The sequence below is a fragment of the Pseudomonas sp. 31 R 17 genome (assembly GCF_900004915.1).
GTDB lineage: Bacteria > Pseudomonadota > Gammaproteobacteria > Pseudomonadales > Pseudomonadaceae > Aquipseudomonas > Aquipseudomonas orientalis_A.
On record NZ_CVTN01000061.1, the window covers coordinates 43,513 to 59,682 of the forward strand.

Annotated in this window: 16 protein-coding genes; 7 read left to right on the forward strand and 9 right to left on the reverse strand. The window is 61.1% G+C overall.

The window, feature by feature from the left end; genetic code table 11:
- Window positions 1-215: 215 nt before the first annotated feature.
- The gene (locus BFP89_RS09470) at window positions 216-2,342 is read right to left on the reverse strand and encodes a TonB-dependent receptor (RefSeq protein WP_065885232.1); all 2,127 of its coding nucleotides are present in this window, start codon (window positions 2,340-2,342) and stop codon (window positions 216-218) included.
- Between the two features lie 92 nt (window positions 2,343-2,434).
- Window positions 2,435-2,824 (reverse strand): DUF2946 domain-containing protein, encoded by a 390-nt coding sequence (locus BFP89_RS09475; protein WP_065885233.1) that lies wholly within the window; start codon window positions 2,822-2,824, stop codon window positions 2,435-2,437.
- Window positions 2,825-2,917: 93 nt separating this feature from the next.
- Here BFP89_RS09475 and BFP89_RS09480 point away from each other — a divergent pair, with 93 nt between their 5' ends.
- The 4 genes from BFP89_RS09480 to BFP89_RS09495 all read left to right on the forward strand — a co-directional run bounded on the left by BFP89_RS09480 (window position 2,918) and on the right by BFP89_RS09495 (window position 4,574).
- Window positions 2,918-3,355 (forward strand): DUF3995 domain-containing protein, encoded by a 438-nt coding sequence (locus tag BFP89_RS09480; protein WP_065885234.1) that lies wholly within the window; start codon window positions 2,918-2,920, stop codon window positions 3,353-3,355.
- 82 nt (window positions 3,356-3,437) lie between these two features.
- Window positions 3,438-3,767, forward strand: a complete 330-nt coding sequence (locus BFP89_RS09485) for a hypothetical protein (protein ID WP_065885235.1) — start codon at window positions 3,438-3,440, stop codon at window positions 3,765-3,767.
- Between the two features lie 96 nt (window positions 3,768-3,863).
- Window positions 3,864-4,310, forward strand: a complete 447-nt coding sequence (locus BFP89_RS09490) for a GNAT family N-acetyltransferase (protein ID WP_065885236.1) — start codon at window positions 3,864-3,866, stop codon at window positions 4,308-4,310.
- 3 nt (window positions 4,311-4,313) lie between these two features.
- The gene (locus BFP89_RS09495) at window positions 4,314-4,574 is read left to right on the forward strand and encodes a hypothetical protein (RefSeq protein ID WP_065885237.1); all 261 of its coding nucleotides are present in this window, start codon (window positions 4,314-4,316) and stop codon (window positions 4,572-4,574) included.
- A 311-nt stretch (window positions 4,575-4,885) separates the two neighbouring features.
- Here the strand turns inward: BFP89_RS09495 and BFP89_RS09500 are convergent, their stop codons facing one another.
- A complete protein-coding gene (locus BFP89_RS09500) occupies window positions 4,886-5,248 on the reverse strand; it encodes an NUDIX hydrolase (RefSeq protein ID WP_065885238.1) in 363 nt (120 codons plus the stop codon).
- Window positions 5,249-5,373: 125 nt separating this feature from the next.
- Between BFP89_RS09500 and BFP89_RS09505 the strand changes: the two genes are divergently transcribed.
- The 3 genes from BFP89_RS09505 to BFP89_RS09515 all read left to right on the forward strand — a co-directional run bounded on the left by BFP89_RS09505 (window position 5,374) and on the right by BFP89_RS09515 (window position 7,718).
- Window positions 5,374-6,351 carry a Gfo/Idh/MocA family protein gene (locus BFP89_RS09505; protein ID WP_065885239.1) on the forward strand — a complete coding sequence of 326 codons (978 nt, stop codon included), beginning with the start codon at window positions 5,374-5,376 and terminating at the stop codon, window positions 6,349-6,351.
- 44 nt (window positions 6,352-6,395) lie between these two features.
- Window positions 6,396-7,025, forward strand: a complete 630-nt coding sequence (locus tag BFP89_RS09510; protein WP_065885240.1) for a ribonuclease T2 family protein — start codon at window positions 6,396-6,398, stop codon at window positions 7,023-7,025.
- A gap of 105 nt (window positions 7,026-7,130) precedes the next feature.
- Window positions 7,131-7,718, forward strand: coding sequence for a LysE family translocator (locus tag BFP89_RS09515; RefSeq protein WP_065885241.1), 588 nt, complete (start codon window positions 7,131-7,133; stop codon window positions 7,716-7,718).
- Here BFP89_RS09515 and BFP89_RS09520 read toward each other — a convergent pair.
- From BFP89_RS09520 to BFP89_RS09545, 6 genes are read right to left on the reverse strand one after another with little or no spacing between them, the layout of a single operon-like run.
- A complete protein-coding gene (locus BFP89_RS09520) occupies window positions 7,660-8,553 on the reverse strand; it encodes an AraC family transcriptional regulator (RefSeq protein ID WP_065885242.1) in 894 nt (297 codons plus the stop codon). The genes BFP89_RS09515 and BFP89_RS09520 overlap by 59 nt on opposite strands.
- Before the next feature lie 18 nt (window positions 8,554-8,571).
- Entirely contained in the window at window positions 8,572-10,173 is a 1,602-nt protein-coding gene (locus BFP89_RS09525) for an ABC transporter ATP-binding protein (RefSeq protein ID WP_065885243.1), read from the reverse strand.
- A gap of 1 nt (window position 10,174) precedes the next feature.
- Window positions 10,175-11,194, reverse strand: a complete 1,020-nt coding sequence (locus tag BFP89_RS09530; RefSeq protein WP_017738565.1) for an ABC transporter permease — start codon at window positions 11,192-11,194, stop codon at window positions 10,175-10,177.
- Window position 11,195: 1 nt separating this feature from the next.
- Complete coding sequence (locus BFP89_RS09535) at window positions 11,196-12,272, reverse strand: microcin C ABC transporter permease YejB (RefSeq protein WP_065885244.1); 1,077 nt, start codon at window positions 12,270-12,272, stop codon at window positions 11,196-11,198.
- Window positions 12,273-14,111 carry an extracellular solute-binding protein gene (locus BFP89_RS09540; RefSeq protein ID WP_065885245.1) on the reverse strand — a complete coding sequence of 613 codons (1,839 nt, stop codon included), beginning with the start codon at window positions 14,109-14,111 and terminating at the stop codon, window positions 12,273-12,275. It abuts the gene before it with no gap.
- Window positions 14,108-15,937 (reverse strand): extracellular solute-binding protein, encoded by a 1,830-nt coding sequence (locus BFP89_RS09545; RefSeq protein WP_065885246.1) that lies wholly within the window; start codon window positions 15,935-15,937, stop codon window positions 14,108-14,110. The genes BFP89_RS09540 and BFP89_RS09545 overlap by 4 nt, the downstream gene beginning before the upstream one ends.
- Between the last annotated feature and the right edge of the window lie 233 nt (window positions 15,938-16,170).

Here is a 16,170-nt window from a genome sequence, read left to right on the forward strand (position 1 = left end):
CAAGCCTGCGTTCGGCCAGCGTGGTTTAACGGGGCGCCTGAGATCAAAAGCAGATCAAGAGCGACTCGCTTCGCATCGTGGTTACCGTTGGCTGTTACGGTCTGGAAAGTTGTGCAGATACCTATGCTCCGATAGCAGTCAGCCAGACACTAATGTGCAAGCTGACACACTGCAATCGGGGGCAAGCCCCCTCTCACATTGCTTGCATTTGAGCTTTAGAATCGGGTTTGTACAGCCACCTCGAACGTTCGCGGTGAGCCGAGGTAATACGCCGGTGATACGTGGGCGAATTCGGCATACACCTCATTGGTCAGGTTGCGCACCCGGCCGGTTATCGAGGTGTGTGTGTCCACTTTATAGCGCAGAAAACTGCCGAACAGCGTGTAGGCCGGGACCGTCTGGGTGTTGGCATTGTCGGCATACACCTGGGCGACATGGCGCGCGTCGACGCCGCCTCGCCAATTTTCTGAAAAATCATAGGTCAGCCATAGATTGCCCACGCGCTTGGGCACGTTGGTCGGTGTATTGCCTTGACGCGACACCACGGAGCCGCTGGCGGTTTTCTCGTTGAAGTCGTCGTATTGCGCGTCGACCCAGGCGACGTTGCCTTCAGCCAGCAGTCGGGGGGTGATGCGCAGCGAACTGGCCAGTTCGATGCCCCTGGATGACTGCGCACCCACGGGAATGCTGCGGGTGGGGTCCAGTGGGTCGGTTACCGCAAAGTCCTTGCGCTCGATCCTGTAGACGGCAAGCGTGGCGGCGCCGCGACCCTCGAGGTAGTCGAACTTGCTGCCTATTTCCCATTGCTTGCCGGTCGATACGTCGAACACCTGAGTCGTGGTGCTCGGCTGTTCGGCGGCGGTGCTGTATTGCACGTAGACGTTGGCGGAGGGCATGAACTGGTAGGTCAAACCCACGCGCCCGGTCACCGGTTCCCAGCTGCGCTGGAGGTGCCTGGGGTTGGCGGCTGTCACCGTTCTGTGGTTGGTCACGTCCAGGTCGATGGCGTCGTAGCGCAGGCCGGTGAGCAGCGACAACGTGTCGGTCAAACCCAGGCGGTTTTCCACGAACAGCGCTTTTGTAGTCACTGCACTGGTCTTGTCTTTGACGAAACCGGGTCGGGTGCCCGGTATGTCGTAGAAGTAGCCGGGCTGATAGCCGTTCGGCTCGACGGTGCTGTTGCCCGGCACGTTCAGCGGGCTGTTGGTGGTGCTGTTGACCTTGTATTCGAAGCCTGCGGACCAGCTGGTGGCCAGGCCGAAGACGGTGTCCTCATGGCGCAGCTCGAACTGGTTGCCGTTCTGCTCACCCTGATGCCGCACCTGATAGGCGGTGGAGCGGTTCACCGCGCTGTTGTCGGCGTTGTACTGGTAGGTTTCCAGGTTGCGGTAATCGCGCTGGCTGTCGAGGTGGTAGAGGGTGTTTTTCAGGGTGGTGCTGTCGTTGATCCGGTAGTCAATGATCGAGCGTGCCCAGCGTGTGCGCTGCTCATAGCGACCGTCCGCGACGTTGTAGTTGTTGAAGCGGTTGTGCCGGTCGATCTTCAGCTCGCCGGCCTTGGGGTTGAGCACGGGAGTGCCCCAGTAGGGGCTGTCTTCGTGCTCGTCCTGATATTCCAGCGCCAGGGTGTGGGACAGGTCCGGGGTCAGGTCGCTGAGCAGGGAAAACGCCACGCTCCAGGCCTCGCGCTGGTCGCGGTCGATGTAGCTGTGCTGGGTGTTGCGGCTCACATCCAGGCGTGCGTAATGCTGCACCTCGGCGCCGGGCTCGGTGAGCGCATGGTTCAGGCCCAACGCCAGGCCTGCGGTGTCATGGCTGCCATAGGTCAACTGACCTTCGACGGCGTGTTCCTCACGGCTGGCCAGCCTGGTCACGTAGTTCAGCGAACCGCCTACGGAGCCTGCGCCATTGATCAGGGAGGAGGGACCGCCGACCAGTTCGACACGGTCGTAGATCCACGCATCCACCGGCCGCGCGAGGCCGGTGGCGACGTTGATACCGTTGAACATCTGGGTGATCTGGCTGCTGGTGAACCCGCGGTATGAGACGAACCCGCCAAAGCCCGGTGGCGCGCTGGCGTTGACGCCGGGCAGGGTATTGGCCGCATCGCGAAAGGTCTTGGCGCCATGGCGCTCGATGTCGTTGCGCGTGGCAATGGCCACCGACGCCGGGGTTTCGCGCATGCTCAATCCCAGCCGCGACGCCATGCCGCTGGGTTGATCCAGGGCCAGGCCGGGATCGACGGTTTGCTCGCCTTCGATGGTGGTCGGGGCCAGCTCAAGGGCTGGGGCGCAAACAGGCAGGCAGCCGCACAGGCCCGCCAGCAAGGGTAAATGTTTCATGGTTGAATCCTGAAAACTTGGCGTGAAAACAACGCACGACCGCGCGTGTTTCCGCATGGAAACAGGGGCAGTGCAGAGGGACAGCGCAGGGATCAGGCGAAGGCGGGCGGCGCGCGCGGGTGGGCCGTGGGCCAGGTGAGACGGGCGGGGATGTCGGCGGCAAGTACCACGGCCGCAGGCGGGGCGTGCGGCTGTGGCAACACGGCTACATTCAGGTGACTGCTGAGCGCGGGGCCCATGCCGCCGGTGGAGCACAGGGGGCAGCCGAACGCCTTGGACAGTGTTGGCAGGCTCTCATCGGTAGAGTCTGATTGCACGGGCGCCTGGGTGCGCGGGTCGACCGTACAGAACTGACCGCTGATGCCGTTGAGCTGCATCCCGACCATTTGCCCGTGCCCGATGCTGCAGGCGAACACATTGAACAGGACGCAGCCATACAGCATCCAGGCAATGAGCGAGCGGTCGGTTCGGGCAAGGTTCATGGGGCGGCACTTTACCATCAGCTACCGACGAAATACCTGCAAAAAATATCAGGGCGTCTATGCTCATGCCCACCATTTCTGGGGACGCCCGCCATGAGCTTCGTCGTTGCGCGCTGGATCGTCGGGATTTTCACCTGCATCAGCATGGTGCATTTGTACTGGGCCGCCGGCGGAAAATTCGGCAGCCTGGCCGCCATACCGCAATTACCCGGCGAATTCGCCGGCGGGCCAAGGCCGGCTTTCAAGCCCTCGACGCTGGGTACATTCCTGGTGGCAATGGGATTGGTGGCGATTGCGCTGCTGGTCTGTCTGCGCGCCGGACTTTATTTTTCGCCCGTGTCCCATGGGGCGCTACAATGGGGGATCAGTGCGATTGCCGTGGTGATGTTTGCCAGGGCGATCGGCGATTCGGAGCTGGTGGGTTTTTTCAAGAAGGTGGTGGGCTCAAGATTCGCCAGGTTGGACACCTACTTTTATTCACCGCTGTGCCTGGTCTTGGGCGCTGGCCTGTTGGTCGTGGCATGGGCCTGAGATAAGGCAATCTGATGGCCCCTCTGTAACAAAATTCTCGCCAGAATCACTTTTATTTTCAGGTGGTTAGGTGAGGAAGCCAATGCGCTCTGTGGGAATCATGCTGGTTGCTTGTTCACTGGCCGGCGGCGCGGCAGCCGTGCAGGCACGAGAGTTGCGCGAGGGCGACAAATATATGTGCAGCTGGGGCGCGGGCACGGCCGCCAGGGCCCAGGAATTGAAGCTCTCGGGGGTGTCGCTGTACGCCGCGCGGCAAAAGATCCAGACCCTCAAGTTCAATAAATCGTGGATGCGCATGATGGCCATGGGCATTACCGAGCAGACCTATGACAGCCGCTCACGGCTCAAGCCCGAGGCGATTCGCCAGAGTTTCTACCAGGATTGCCTGCGCTATAAAGTGGCGCGCAAATAAGCGCCTGTCGCAGGTTCCTGCGCAGCGGTTTACAAATCCACGACAAATGCCGTGTAAGTATTTGCATACAATCACCTCCTTGATCGGGAGGCGTGTATGCATGTGCTTATTCGAGCGGCGACCGTCGATGACGTCGACACGCTCATTACAATCCGTACGTCTGTGGTGCAAAACCACCTGAGTGTCGAACAGATGGCTGACCTGGGGATCACACCGCAGGCACTGACCGACACCCTGCGCACCGCCCCGTGCGCCTGGGTCGCGGAAGTGGACGGCCAGGCGGCGGCCTTTTCCATGGTCGATCTGGAGGCTGGCGAGGTGTTCGCGATGTTCGTGTTGCCCACGCACGAGAACCTGGGGCTGGGCCGGCAGTTGATGGCCGAAGCCGAGGCGGCATTGTTCGAACATCACGACCGCCTGTACCTCATCACCGATGGCCGCGATGAGATCCGCGCCAACGGGTTCTATCAGCGCCTGGGTTGGCTGAACGCTGGCGTTGCAGACGGTGACGACGTCCGTTACGAAAAGCGCAGGGCGCGCTGACTTATGAGCGCTTCGGTCTCCCAGTCAGCCAACAGCTTGCGCAACTTCGTGGTGGGCGTGCTGGGGGTTGCGGCGCTGCTGGGTTTCTATTTTGTACAACTCAATGCCGAGGCGGACCGCCAGCGTGAAGCCGCCGCCGAGCAGTTGGCCTTGTGCGTTCGTTTGAAGCGGGTCGCCGGTGCGAACGCCTCAACCCATTTCGAACTTGGCAAGGCATGCGAGCAAGTGAACATAGAGTTTTTGAACCGCGTAAAAGTGGAATAAGTAATAACCTTATTTATACAATGGATTAAGTTCGGTATCGTTCGCTGACTTGCACCAAAAAGTGGCACAGGCAGGCCTCTCACCTTAAAAAACATGTGGTTATTGAATGACTTACAACGGTTTAATCCGACGAAAGGAATAAAATAATCTTGTGAGCCGATTTTGCAGTCGCTACTATAGCCGGGCGTTCACCTCCCACGGTTTATGCATTTTTAAATCCCAAGTTTCCATCAGCTACTTGGGATTTTTTTTGCCTGGAATTTGATCTTCGCACCCCAGTGCCGACACAACTCGCCCGGCAGAGCGCCGTATCAGAGGCGGCGCAGAAAGGACTTGACGATGTGTCGGGTGGCGTCGGTAGTGTCCAATTCGTCGAGGGTACCGTAGGCGTACCACTGGCATTCGACGATCTCGTTGCACGGCCGTGCCTCGTCGATATTCACTACCGAAGCTTCAAACACATGATGCAGGGTGTCGCGGGCCTTGAGCTCCTGCAAGTACAGCAAGCCGTCCACGTTCAACCCCGTCTCTTCTTCCAGCTCGCGTTGCGCCGCGCCCACCGGGCGTTCACCACGCTCTACCTTGCCGCCCGGCAATGCCCATTTCGATCTGGCCTTGCGTACAAAGAGGATGTGCCCTTCGTGTTCGCAGATGACGGTGGCCCGTATTTTCATCGTTTATACCTGCTACGGGATATTTGTCATAAAAGTGTAATGCAATTGTCATGCTAAGTGGTTATGGCGCGTCGGGCCGTGTATGTGGATACTGCCCGACTGATTTGAACGAACGAGGAGAGCAGATGAGCACCGTACGTTGGGGCATGATCGGCTGTGGCAGTGTGACCGAATTGAAGAGTGGACCGGCTTTCTACAAAGCGCCAGGCTCGGCCCTGGTCGCCGTGATGGGACGCCGTGAGGAAGCCGTGCGCGATTATGCGACACGCCATGGCATTGCCCGCTTCTACACCGATGCCCAAGCCCTGATCGACGACCCCGAGGTGGACGCGGTGTACATCGCCACGCCACCCGACAGCCACCTTGAATACAGCTTGATGGTGGCGGCGGCGGGCAAGCATTGCTGCGTCGAAAAGCCCATGGCGTTGAACGCCGAGCAGAGTGCGTTGATGCAACGCACCTTCGAGCGCGCCGGGCTGCATCTGTTCGTCTCCTACTATCGGCGCTCATTGCCGCGTTTCCAGCAGGTGCGCACCTGGTTGCAGGAAGGCCGTATCGGCGAGTTGCGCCACCTGACCTGGACCCTGTGCAAGCCCGCAGCCCCGGCAGACACCCACCCGGCCAACTGGCGCACGGATCCTGCGATTGCCGGCGGTGGTTACTTTGCCGACCTGGCCAGCCATGGCTTTGACCTGTTCCAGTACCTGGCGGGCGATATCGTCGAGGTCTCGGGCTTTACCGCGCGGCAGGCCGGACGCTATGCGGCGGAGGACGCAGTGACGGCCTGCTGGACCTTCGCCAATGGCGCATTGGGCATGGGCTGCTGGAACTTTGTCGCTGACCGCCGCGAAGACCGGGTCGAGCTGATCGGCAGCCGTGGACGCATCACGTTTGCGGTATTCGAAGACCAGCCGCTGCGCCTCGAAGGGGAGACCGACGAGGTGCTGGAGGTGCCGTGCCATGCGCATATCCAATGGCACCACGTACTGGCGATGAATGCCCATATCCGTGGCGATGCCAAACATCCTTCGCTGGCGATCGAGGCGTTGAAGACCGATCGCATCCTGGACAAGGTGCTGCAACGTTACTCCCAACACCCTTAGTCAGCGCGATAGCGTGATGCTTCATTTTTTGGAAGGATATCGCGATGAAATACTGGATGCTGGTGTGGCTGTTGATCGTGACTGGCGTGACGGCGGAGCCACGCAGTCAAGGGCAGGCGGGGGAATTTGATTTTTATGTGTTGTCGCTGTCATGGTCGCCGACGTTTTGCCTGACGCACCCGAACAATGAGCAATGTTCGGGCAAGGGCTACGGCTTTGTACTGCATGGGCTGTGGCCGCAATATGCCAAAGGCGGGTGGCCGGCGTCCTGCGCGACGCAATCGCGGTTGAGCGATGAAGCGCTGGAAAAAGGCGCCACGCTGTTCCCTTCGCGTGCGTTGCTCAAGCACGAATGGGCCAAACATGGGACCTGCAGCGGGCTTGAGCCGATGGAGTATTTGGAAAAGTCCGACACGGCGTTGGGCGCGGTGGTCATTCCGCAACAACTGCAGCCGTTCAACACGCCACCGTCATTGTCGTCCGGCGAGATCGAGGCACTGTTTCGCGACAGCAACCCGCGCATGGGCAACCACGGCATGGCCGTCATCTGCAAAGGCAAGGTGTTGTCTGAGGTGCGCGTATGCCTGACCAAGGACCTGGCCTTCGCCGGCTGCCCGCGCAGCGTGAAAAGCCAGTGCCGGGATGGTGATATTCGGATTCCGGCGCAGCGCTGATTCCGAATGTCTAGCGCTGTCCGAGGGGCATTTTGTTCAATACCTCAGCCATTCCAGCCTTTACCGTAATGCCATCCCTGTCTGGCATCACGAAAAGGAACTGCAATGAGCTTGACTCTTTCCATGGCCGCCTTCGCCCTGGCCACGTCCATCACGCCGGGACCGGTCAATGTGGTCGCCTTGAGTGCCGGCGCGCGCTTTGGGTTCGCCGCCAGCCAAAAGCACGTGCTTGGCGCGGCTGTCGGTTTTACATTGCTGCTGGTGTTGATCGGCCTGGGCTTGCACGAAGTGCTGCTGCGCTGGCCGATCCTGACCCAACTGATCCAGTGGGGCGGGGTGGCATTCTTGTTGTACATGGCCTGGAAGCTCGCCGTGGATGATGGGCAGTTGCACGCCGATGGCGCCGCCACTGCGCCATCGATGCTGTATGGCGCGATCATGCAGTGGCTCAACCCCAAAGCCTGGCTGGCCTGTGTGGCGGGGATGGGGCTGTTTGCGGCGGACGGCGAGGCCAGGCAAGTCTGGCTGTTTGCCAGTCTCTACCTGGTGATCTGCTACCTGTCGGTGGCGTGCTGGGCCTACGCCGGAACCTTTCTGCGGCGCTACCTGCACAATCCCAAGGGGGTCAGAGTCTTCAACCGCTCCATGGCCGCGTTGCTGGTGGCCAGTGTGGGTTATTTGCTGATGGCTTGAGCGTTTCGCGGTATTGCCCGGGCGTGGCGGCGAAATGCTGTTTGAACGCACGCTGGAAATGCGCCTGGTCGGCAAAACCCGCCGCCAGGGCGACGTCGGCGATCAGCGCGCCATTGCGCAGTTGAGTGCGGGCGAACTGGATGCGGTGGTTGACCAGGAACGCATGGGGCGTCAGCCCGTAATAGTGCTTGAAGGCGCGGATAAGGTAGGACGGCGACAGCTCGGCCGCGAGGCAAATGTCCTCGAGCTTCAAGGCCTCGGTACAGTGTTCACGGATGTAGTCGGCGGCCCGCTCCAGCTTGTGATTGACCTCGCGCATGGGGGTGAGGGAAGGGTTCAGGCGTTGCTGCACTTCGCTGAAGTAGCCCACCAGCGCGCTCTGCTTGTGCAGCAGTTCGGCCCGTTCATCCACCAACAGCCGGTACAGCGCCAACAAGCCGTTGTACAACGCTGTGTCCCGCGTATGGGGCGTGTTGAACGCACGGTAACCCTGGTCGGTGCTGAACCCCAACTGATGCTGCAGGTCGGTCAGCCAGGGCGTGTCGAGGTAGAGCATATGGTAGGACCAATGCTCGTTTTCGATGGGATTGCACGCATGCACGTCGCCGGGGTTCATCAACACCACGGTGCCGGCGCTGATCACGAAGGTCTGTTCGCCATAGTGGTAATAGCTGCGCCCGGCGGTGATAGCGCCAATGGAAAAATGCTCATGGGCGTGGCGGGTGTAGGTGACCTTGCGCCCATCGGCAATGGTGCGCGCCTCGATGAACGGCAGACGCTCGTCGCGCCAGAAACGCGGCGAGTGCGCAGGGTGAGCGGGGCTGTTCAACGACATGGCGATGGCTCCTGCCTGTTATGCGGGCACCAGAAAGGCCGCTTCCAGCAATTGCCGAGTATAGGCATGTTGCGGGTTGGCGAAAATCGTCGCGGCGTCCCCTTGCTCCACCACCTGGCCCTGCTTGACCACCATCAACTGATGACTCAGCGCCTTGACCACCGCCAGGTCATGGCTGATGAACAGGTACGTCAGGTTGTACTTGGCCTGCAAGCTGCGCAGCAGTTCCACCACCTGGCGTTGCACCGTACGGTCCAGCGCCGACGTCGGTTCGTCCAGCAGGATCAGGCGCGGCTTGAGCACCAGGGCGCGGGCGATGGCGATGCGCTGGCGCTGGCCACCGGAAAACTCATGGGGGTAGCGATGCCGCGATTGCGGGTCCAGGCCGACCTCCTTGAGCGCGGCGATGATCGCGGCTTCCTGCTCGGCCGGCGTGCCCATCTTGTGAATGCGCAACCCTTCGCCGACGATCTCGCTGACGCACATGCGTGGGCTCAGGCTACCGAAGGGGTCCTGGAACACCACCTGCATTTCCCGGCGCAGCGGGCGTACCTGTTGCTGGGTGAGCCGATCAAGCTGCTGGCCTTCGAAGCGAATCCCGCCCTGGCTGCCAATCAAGCGCAGGATCGCCAGGCCCAGGGTGGATTTGCCCGAGCCGCTTTCGCCGACGATGCCCAGGGTCTGCCCCTGGGGCAGGCTGAAGTTGATGCCGTCCACGGCCTTGACGTAATCGACGGTGTTGCGCAAAAAGCCTTTTTTGATCGGGAACCAGACTTTCAGGTCGTCCACTTCCAGCAGCGTTGGCCCCACGGCATTGCCGGCCGGCCCGCCGCTGGGCTCGGCCGCCAGCAATTCCTGGGTGTAAGGGTGTTGCGGCGCCTGGAACAGCGTCTCGCGGTCGGCCTGTTCGACGATGCAGCCCTGTTGCATCACGCACACACGGTGAGCGATCCGGCGCACCAGGTTCAGGTCGTGGCTGATCAGCAGCAACGCCATGCCCAGGCGCGCCTGCAGTTCCTTGAGCAGTTCCAGGATTTTCAATTGCACCGTCACGTCGAGGGCCGTGGTCGGCTCATCGGCAATCAGCAGTTCCGGCTCGTTGGCCAGGGCCATGGCGATCATCACGCGCTGGCGCTGGCCTCCGGAGAGTTCGTGGGGCAGCGCCTTGAGGCGTTTGTGCGGTTCGGGAATACCCACCAGTTCCAGCAGTTCCAGGGTGCGCCGGGTGGCAACCTTGCCGGTGAGGCCCTTGTGCAGGCCGAGCACTTCGTTGATCTGTTTCTCGATGCAGTGCAGCGGGTTCAACGAGGTCATCGGCTCCTGGAAGATCATCGCGATGCGGTTGCCGCGAATGTGCCGCAGGGTCTTTTCCTTGAGCGTCAGCAGGTCTTGCCCGGCGTAGTTGATGGTACCGGAGGGATGCCGCGCCAGAGGGTAGGGCAAGAGGCGCAGGATCGAATGCGCCGTCACCGATTTGCCCGAGCCGCTTTCGCCGACCAGGGCCAGGGTTTCGCCGCGTTTGATATCGAAGCTGACGTGATTGACCACGCGATGCTGATGCTCGCCCGTGACGAACTCGACACTGAGGTCGCGGATTTCGATCAGATTGTCCTGATTCATCTCATTTCCTCGGGTCGAAGGCATCGCGAGCGGACTCGCCGATAAACACCAGCAGGCTCAACATGATCGCCAGCACGGCGAACGCGCTCATGCCCAGCCACGGCGCCTGCAGGTTGGATTTGCCCTGGGCCACCAGTTCGCCCAGTGACGGTGAGCCGGCCGGTAGGCCGAAACCCAGGAAATCCAGGGCGGTGAGGGTGCCGATGGCGCCGGTGAGGATGAACGGCATGAACGTCATGGTCGAGACCATCGCATTGGGCAGGATATGGCGGAACATGATCGCGCCGTTCTGCATGCCCAGCGCGCGGGCCGCGCGCACGTATTCGAGGTTGCGCCCGCGCAGGAACTCGGCGCGCACCACGTCCACCAGGCTCATCCAGGAGAACAACAGCATGATGCCCAGCAGCCACCAGAAGTTGGGCTGCACGAAGCTGGCGAGAATGATCAGCAGGTACAGCACCGGCAACCCGGACCAGATCTCCAGGAAGCGTTGCCCGGCGAGGTCCACCCAGCCGCCATAGAAACCCTGCAGGGCGCCGGCGATCACGCCGATGATCGAGCTGAGCACGGTCAGCGTCAACGCGAACAGCACCGATACGCGAAACCCGTAGATGACCCGCGCCAGGACGTCGCGGCCCTGGTCATCGGTGCCCAGCAGGTTGACGCTCGACGGCGGCGCGGGGGCCGGCACTTTCAGGTCGTAGTTGATGCTCTGGTAGCTGAACGGGATCGGTGCCCACAAGGTCCAGGCATCCTTGGCCTTGAGCAGTTCCTGGATATACGGGCTCTTGTAGTTGGCTTCCAGGGGGAACTCGCCGCCGAAGGTGGTCTCCGGGTAGCGCTTGAGCGCCGGGAAATACCAGTCGCCGTCAAAGTGCACGGCCAGGGGCTTGTCGTTGGCAATCAATTCGGCGCCCAGGCTCAGCACGAACAGGATCAGGAACAGCCACAGTGACCACCAGCCACGCTTGTTCGCCTTGAACCGCTCGAACCGGCGGCGATTGAGGGGGGACAGGTTCATCTCAATGCTCCCGGCTGGCGAAGTCGATCCGCGGATCGACCAGGGTGTAGGTGAGGTCGCCGATCAGTTTCACGATCAGCCCCAGCAGGGTGAAGATAAACAGCGTACCGAACACCACCGGATAGTCGCGGTTGATCGCCGCCTCAAAGCTCATCAGGCCCAGGCCATCGAGGGAGAAGATCACTTCCACCAGCAACGAGCCCGTAAAGAAGATACCGATAAAGGCCGAGGGGAAACCGGCGATCACCAGCAGCATCGCGTTGCGAAACACATGGCCGTAGAGCACGCGGTGGTTGGTCAGGCCCTTGGCCTTGGCGGTGACCACGTACTGTTTGTTGATCTCGTCGAGAAAGCTGTTCTTGGTCAGCAGGGTCATGATGGCGAAGTTGCCGATCACCAGGGCGGTCACGGGCAGGGCCAGGTGCCAGAAGTAATCGAGAATTTTGCCGCCCCAGCTCAATTCGTCGAAGTTGTTCGACGTGAGCCCGCGCAAGGGGAACCAGTCCAGGTAACTGCCGCCGGCAAACACCACGATCAGCAGGATGGCGAACAGGAACGCCGGGATCGCATAGCCGACGATGATTGCCGAACTGGTCCACACATCGAAGTGACTGCCGTGACGCGTGGCCTTGGCGATGCCCAGGGGGATCGACACCAGGTACATGATCAGGGTGCTCCACAACCCGAGGGAAATCGACACCGGCATCTTCTCCTTGATCAGGTCGATGACCTTGGCGTCACGGAAGAAGCTGTCGCCGAAGTCCAGCCGGGCGTAGTTCTTGACCATGATCCACAAGCGTTCCGGCGCCGACTTGTCGAACCCGTACATTTTCTCGATTTCCTTGATCAGCGCCGGGTCCAGGCCCTGGGCGCCACGGTAGCTGCTGGAGCCGGCCACCGAAACCTCGGCGCCGCCACCGGCAATGCGGCTGGTGGCACCGTCAAAGCCTTCGAGCTTGGCGATCATCTGCTCCACCGGGCCGCCCGGGGCGGCCTGGATGATGACGAAGTTGATCAGCAGGATCCCGAATAGCGTGGGGATGATCAGCAACAGGCGACGAACAATATAGGCCAGCATTCAATCGCCTCCGCTCGCCGCTTCGGCGCTTTGCGTGGTGTCCAGGGGAACCGCCGGTTTGACGTCGGGTTTGGCCCACCAGGTGGCGGTGCCGACGTCATAGCGCGGTGAGACTTTTGGGTGGCCGAGGTGGTCCCAATACGCCACACGGAACGTCTTGATGTGCCAGTTGGGAATCACGTAGTAGCCAAACTGCAGCACGCGGTCCAGTGCCCTGGCGTGGGCAATCAGGCTTTTGCGCGAGTCGGCGTCGATCAGTTGCTCGACCAACTGATCAACGGCGGGGTCCTTGAGCCCCATGTAGTTGCGGCTGCCCGGTTTGTCGGCGCTGGACGATTTCCAGAACTCACGCTGCTCATTACCCGGCGAAGTGGATTGCGGAAAGCTGCCGACCAGCATGTCAAAGTCCCTTGAGCGCAGGCGGTTGACGAACTGCGACACGTCGACCCGGCGAATCACCAGGTCGATACCCAGGTCGGCCAGATTGCGCTTGAACGGCAACAGGATGCGCTCGAACTCGGTCTGGGCCAGCAGGAATTCGATGGTCACCGGTTTGCCGGTGGTGTCGACCATCTTGTCATCGACGATCTTCCAGCCGGCTTCCTGCAGCAACTGGTACGCCTGGCGCTGCTGCGCGCGGATCATGCCGCTGCCGTCGGTTTTGGGCGGTTCGAACGCCTGGGTGAAGACGTCGGCGGGGATTTTATCGCGCAGCGGTTCGAGAATGGCCAGTTCATCCGGGCCGGGCAAACCGGTGGCGGCCATTTCCGAGTTCTCGAAGTAACTGCGGGTGCGCGTGTAGGCGCCGTTGAACAGCTGTTTGTTGCTCCATTCGAAATCCAGCAACAGGCTGATGGCCTTGCGTACCCGCACGTCCTGGAACATCGGTTTGCGCGTGTTGAACACAAAACCCTGCATGCCGGTGGGGTTGCCGTTGGAGATTTCTTCCTTGATCAAGCGGCCCTGGGCCACGGCCGGAATGTTGTAGGCGTTGGCCCAGTTTTTCGCGCTGAACTCCAGCCAATAGTCGAACTGCCCGGCTTTCAGGGCTTCCAGGGACACCGTGCTGTCGCGGTAATAATCAGTGATGCGGTTATCGAAATTATAGAAACCCTTGGCCACCGGCAGGTCCCTGGCCCAGTAGTCCTTGACCCGCTCGTAGCGAATCATGCGCCCGGCCTTGACCTCGGCCACCTTGTACGGGCCACTGCCCAGCGGTATTTCCAGATTGCCTTTGGAAAAGTCGCGGTTGGCCCACCAGTGCTTGGGCAGCACCGGCAATTGCCCGAGGATCAGTGGCAGCTCGCGGTTGTTGGTGCGCTTGAATTTGAACAGCACCCGCAGCGGGTCTTCGGCAACCACTTCATCCACGTCGGCGTAGTAGGTGCGGTAGAGCGGGGTGCCGTCCTTGATCAGGGTCTGGAAGGTGAACACCACGTCCTCGGCGCGGATTGGATGGCCGTCATGGAAGCGTGCCTCAGGGCGCAGGTAGAAGCGCACCCAGCTGTTGTCGGGGGCCTTCTCGATCTTGCCGGCCACCAGGCCGTATTCGGTAATGGGCTCGTCCAGGCTCTGCATCGCCAGCGTGTCGTAGATCAGCGGCAGATTGTCCGCCGGCACGCCCTTGCTGATATACGGGTTGAGACTGTCGAAGCCGCCCATGGCCGATTCGCGGAAGGTGCCGCCTTTGGGGGCGTCGGGGTTTACGTAGTCGAAATGCTTGAAGTCGGCGGGGTACTTGGGGGGCTCGTTATAGAGCGTCAACGCATGTTGCGGGGCGGCCTGGGCCGCGCCGCACAGCAACAGGCCGGCCAATACAGTACTGCGCAAGGACATCATTGGGCTTTCTCCGAAGCTTTCAGCCACCACGCGCTCAAGCCCAGGCTGTAGGGCGGCGTGGTGACAAAGGCGAACCGGTTGCGGTACGCCAGGCGATGATAGTTGATGTACCAGTTGGGAATGCTGTAGTGCTGCCAGAGCAGCACCCGGTCCAGGGCGCGACCGGCAGCCAGTTGTTCTTCGCGGGTCTGTGCCGCGAGCAGTTGTTCGAGCAGGTGATCGACCACGGGGTTGGCGATGCCCGCGTAATTCTTGCTGCCCTTGATGGTGGCCTGGCTGGAATGAAAATACTGCCATTGTTCCAGCCCCGGGCTGAGGGTCTGGTTGAGGGTGACCAGGACCATGTCGAAGTCGAACTGATCCAGGCGCTGCTTGTACTGTGCGCGGTCAACGGTGCGCAGGCGCGCGTCGATGCCGATACTGATCAGGTTCTCGACATAGGGCTGCAGGATGCGCTCCAAGTTCGGATTGACCAGCAGGATTTCCAGGCGCAGCGGTTGCCCGTCCTTGTTCAGCAGGCGTTGGCCGGACAGCTTCCATCCGGCCTCGCCAAGCAGGGCCAGGGCACGGCGCAGGGTTTCACGCGGGATGCCGCGACCGTCGGTCTGCGGCAGGCTGAAGGCCTGGGTAAACAGGTTGGCCGGCAACTGCTCGCGGTACGGCGAAAGCATCAGCCACTCGTGCCCGACCGGCACGCCCGTGGCCGAGAACTCGCTGTTGGGGTAGTAGCTCAAGGCGCGTTTGTAGGCGCTGCTGAACAGGGTGCGATTGGTCCACTCGAAGTCGAACATCAACCCCAGGGCTTCGCGCACCCTGGTCTGGCTGAAGGCCGGTCGCCGGCTGTTGATGAACAGGCCCTGGCTCTGGGTGGGAATCCGGTGGGCGATCTGCGCCTTGATGACCTCACCGCGATTCACTGCCGGGAAGTTGTAGCCGGTGGTCCAGTTCTTGGCCTGGTGCTCGATATAAATGTCGAATTCTCCCGCCTTGAAGGCTTCAAAGGCGACGTCGCTGTCGCGGTAGAACTCCACCTCGACCTTGTTGTAGTTATACAACCCCTGGTTGACCGGCAGGTCCTTGCCCCAGTAATCCTTGACCCGTTCGAACACCAACTGGCGACCAGGAGTGACCTTGCTGATGCGGTACGGCCCGCTGCCCAGCGGCGGTTCGAAGGTGGTGGCCTTGAAGTCGCGATGTTTCCAGTAATGCTGGGGCAGCACGGGCAACTCGCCCAGGCGCAGGATCAGCAGCGGGTTGCCGGCGCGCTTGAATACAAAGCGGATGCGATGGCGATTGAGCACATCGACCCGCGCCACTTCCTGCAGGTTGGTACGGTACTGCGGGTGGCCTTCGGTCAACAGGGTGCGATAGGAAAATGCCACGTCGTCGGCGGTAATTGGCGTGCCGTCGTGAAAACGCGCCTCGTGGCGCAGGTTGAACACCACCCAGCTGCGGTCTTCGCTGTATTCCACCGATTGGGCAATCAGGCCGTAGCTGGACGTCGGCTCGTCACCGGACGGCGCGTACTGGCCGGTGCCGACCATCAGCGGCTCGTTGAACTCGTTGACACCGTATTGCAGGAAGTTGGGGGTGGAAACCGGGCTGGAGCCCTTGAAGGTGTAGGGGTTGAGGGTGTCGAACGTGCCAAAGGCCATCACCCGCAGTGTGCCGCCTTTGGGCGCTGCAGGGTTTACCCAATCATAATGGGTGAATTTGGCCGGGTACTTGAGCGTGCCGAACTGCGCGTAACCGTGGCTCTCGGTAATCGTCGCGTTCGCCGCAAAGCTCAAGGCCAGACTTATTAGTAGAAGGAGGGGACGCTTCAAGTCAGAGATCCGATCCGGGCGGCTTGGGCTTTATGATCGGTACAGTAACAGCTTGTTCCGGATGGAAAAAGCCAGTTGGGACGATGGAGATCAATGTGGGAGGGGGCTTGCCCCCGATGGCGACCATAGGGCCGACCAAGATGCTGGATCAGACCGAGTACATATCCGTTTCTGCGGTAACGGCTGCTATGGGTTCCGCTTTTACAGCGGCTCACTTTTGAAAAGCGCAAAAG